General features: G+C 69.3%; 2 protein-coding genes and 2 pseudogenes. 3 read left to right on the forward strand and 1 reads right to left on the reverse strand.

Annotated features, from left to right (window positions below):
• The 3 genes and pseudogenes from IE226_RS43430 to IE226_RS43440 form a co-directional block, all read left to right on the forward strand.
• Nucleotides 1-316 (forward strand): annotated as a pseudogene (locus IE226_RS43430) (DUF4162 domain-containing protein); the annotation flags it as partial.
• Nucleotides 313-1,089, forward strand: a complete 777-nt coding sequence (locus IE226_RS43435) for an ABC transporter permease (RefSeq protein WP_190087060.1) — start codon at nt 313-315, stop codon at nt 1,087-1,089. The pseudogene IE226_RS43430 and the gene IE226_RS43435, both read left to right, overlap by 4 nt.
• A 219-nt stretch (nt 1,090-1,308) precedes the next feature.
• Nucleotides 1,309-2,640 carry an aminotransferase-like domain-containing protein gene (locus IE226_RS43440; protein ID WP_229871983.1) on the forward strand — a complete coding sequence of 444 codons (1,332 nt, stop codon included), beginning with the start codon at nt 1,309-1,311 and terminating at the stop codon, nt 2,638-2,640.
• Nucleotides 2,641-2,685: 45 nt separating this feature from the next.
• Here the strand turns inward: IE226_RS43440 and IE226_RS43445 are convergent.
• Nucleotides 2,686-3,187: pseudogene (locus IE226_RS43445) on the reverse strand (2-oxoacid:ferredoxin oxidoreductase subunit beta); the annotation flags it as partial.

Genomic DNA, 3,187 nt, shown 5'->3' on the forward strand with positions numbered 1-3,187 from the left:
AGGCACGGCAGAAGAACTCAAGCGCCTCATCCCCGGCGGACACGTACGACTGCGCTTCTCCGACCCGGTCGCCTACCAGTCTGCGGTCCTCGCCCTGCCCGAGGTCACCCGCGACGACGAGGCCCTCTCGCTGCAGATCCCCAGCGACGGCACCCAGCGTGAACTGCGCGGCATCCTGGACCAGTTGGACACCGCGGGCATCGAAGCCGACGAGCTGACCGTGCACACCCCCGACCTCGACGACGTCTTCTTCGCCCTGACCGGCGGTTCCACCGGCACCACCGTGCCCAGCCAGCCCAAGGAGGCTGTCCGATGAGTTCCCTGTCCCTCGCCGTGCGCGACTCGTCCACGATGCTGCGCCGCAACCTCCTTCACGCCCGGCGCTATCCCTCGCTGACCCTGCAACTGCTGCTCACGCCGGTCATGCTGCTGCTGCTCTTCGTCTACATCTTCGGCGACACCATGAGCGGCGGCGCCGGGCGTGACGCGTACATCGCCTACATCGTCCCCGGCATCCTCCTGATGACCATCGGCTCCACCACCATCGGCACCGCGGTGTCGGTCTCCACCGACATGAACGAGGGCATCACCGCCCGCTTCCGCACGATGGCCATCCACCGCGGGTCCGTGCTCTTCGGCCACGTCGCCGGAAGTGTCCTCCAGGCGATCCTGAGCGTGGTGCTCGTCGGCGCCGTCGGTGTCGCCATGGGCTTCCGCTCCACCGACGCCTCGGTCCTCGAGTGGCTCGCGGCCTTCGGACTGCTCGCCCTCGTCTCCCTCGCCTTCACCTGGATCGCGGTCGGCATGGGCATGGGCAGCCCGAACGCCGAGGCGGCCGCCAACAGCGCGCAGCCGCTGATCCTCCTGCCGCTCATCTCCAGCGCCTTCGTCCCGCTGGAGAGCATGCCGGGCTGGTTCCAGCCGATCGCCGAGTACCAGCCCTTCACCCCGGCCATCGAAACCCTGCGCGGACTGCTCCTGGGCACCGAGATCGGCAACAACGGCTGGATCGCCCTCGCCTGGTGCGTCGGCCTCGCACTCCTCGGCTACCGCTGGTCCACCTCGCAGTTCAACCGCGACCCCAAGTAAGCCCCCAGAAAACGTGCGGGACGCCACCCCCGGCCGTCCCGCCCAGTGGCGGCGCACCCCGACACCCGTCGGAGTGCGCCGCCACAGTCATGTGCGGTCAGGTCAATCAGGTCGTCTCGCAGCCGTTTCGTAGCCGGCTGCGAGGAGGGCTTGAGCGGTCATCAAGCGAAGACGCCCATGCTGCCTGGCGAGGCTGACCTACGTGGGGACGGACAGATCATGCTGATGGCGAACGACGAGTTGACCGGGCACAGCCCCGCGAAACCGCAGAGCGGCCGCACCGTACTCGACCCGCACTTCGACCCGCACCTGGACCGGTACGCCGCACGCACCGCGGGCATGACCGCCTCGGAGATCCGGGCGCTGTTCGCGGTCGCCAGCAGGCCCGAGGTGGTCTCGCTGGCCGGCGGCATGCCGAACCTGGCCGCGCTGCCGCTGGACACGCTCTCGACGCAGGTCGCGCAGATCATCGCGGAGGACGGCCTGACGGCCCTGCAGTACGCGTCGGCGCACGGCCTGCCGCCGCTGCGGGAGCAGATCTGCGACGTGATGGCCCTGGAGGGCATCACGGCACACCCGGACGACGTCGTGGTGACGGTCGGCTCGCAGATGGGCCTCGACCTGGTGACCCGCCTGTTCTGCGATCCCGGTGACGTGGTGGTGGCCGAAGGCCCCTCGTACGTCGGCGCGTTGGGTTCCTTCGCCTCGTACCAGGCGCAGGTCGTGCACGTGGCGATGGACGAGCACGGCCTGGTGCCCGAGGCACTGCGGGCGGCGCTGCGACAGGCCAGGATCACCGGCCGGCGCGTGAAATTCCTCTACACGATCCCGAACTTCCACAACCCGGCCGGCGTGACCCTTGCGGTCGAACGCCGGGCGGAGATCCTGGAGATCTGTCGCACGTACGACGTGCTTGTGGTCGAGGACAATCCGTACGGCCTGCTCGGCTTCGACGGCCAGACCTATCCGGCGCTGCACTCGCTCGACCCGGACAACGTGGTCTATCTGGGCTCGTTCTCCAAGACGTTCGCCTCCGGCCTGCGGGTCGGCTGGGTCCTGGCGCCGCCCGCGGTCCGCGAGAAGCTGGTCCTCGCCACGGAGTCGGCGACGCTGTGCCCGCCCACGCTGAACCAGCTGATCGTCTCGCGCTACCTGGCCACACACGACTGGCAGAGCCAGATCAAGACGTTCCAGCAGAACTATCGTGAGCGCCGCGACGCGATGCTGTCGGCGCTTGAGCAGTATCTGCCGCCGGGCTGCACATGGACGAAGCCGGACGGCGGGTTCTATGTGTGGGTGACCGTGCCGGAGGGGGTGGACACCAAGGCGATGCTGCCGCGCGCGGTCTCCGCTCAGGTGGCGTACGCGTCGGGAACGGGGTTCTACACGGACGGGTCCGGCAGCCGCCAGATGCGGCTGTCCTACTGCTACCCGACGCCGGAGCGGATCCGCGAGGGAGTGCGCCGGCTGGCCGCCGTGCTGCATTCCGAACTGGAGCTCGCGCGTGCCTTCGGCGACAGGTTCGGCCGGATACAGCTGCCCTCGCGGTAGCGTCCGGGGCCACGCGGCCCCGGACGCCGTACGACGAGACAGGGATCAGCCGGCGACGGTCCAGGTGTCGTTGCCGGCGAGGAGCGCGGCGAGGTCGCCCTTGCCGTTCTGCTCGATGGCGGTGTCGAGCTGGTCGGCCATGAGGGTGTCGTAGACCGGCCGCTGGATGTCGCGGAAGACACCGATGGGGGTGTGGTGCAGGGTGTCGGGGTCGGCGAGGCGGGAGAGCGCGAAGGCGGTCGTCGGGGACGCGGAGTGCGCGTCGTGGACGAGGATGTCGCGTTCGTTGCCCGGGGTGACCGGGATGACTTCGAGGTCGCCGGTGGCGGGGTCGCGGACGACGCCCTTGCTGCCGTCGGGCCCGAAGCGGATGGGCTGCCCGTGTTCGAGGCGGATGACGGCTTCCTCGGCCTGCTGCTTGTCCTTCAACACCTCGAAGGCGCCGTCGTTGAAGATGTTGCAGTTCTGGTAGATCTCCACCAGGGCGGTGCCGGGGTGTTCGGCGGCCTCGCGCAGGACGCTGGTGAGGTGTTTGCGGTCGGAGTCC

Origin of the sequence: Streptomyces longisporoflavus, assembly GCF_014649775.1 — a bacterium.
GTDB classification, from domain to species: domain Bacteria; phylum Actinomycetota; class Actinomycetes; order Streptomycetales; family Streptomycetaceae; genus Streptomyces; species Streptomyces longisporoflavus.

Coding starts and splice junctions, on each gene's coding strand:
- IE226_RS43435 (WP_190087060.1), top strand. CDS start 313: ATGAGTTCCCTGTCCCTCGCCGTGCGCGACTCGTCCACGATGCTGCGC.
- IE226_RS43440 (WP_229871983.1), top strand. CDS start 1,309: ATGCTGATGGCGAACGACGAGTTGACCGGGCACAGCCCCGCGAAACCG.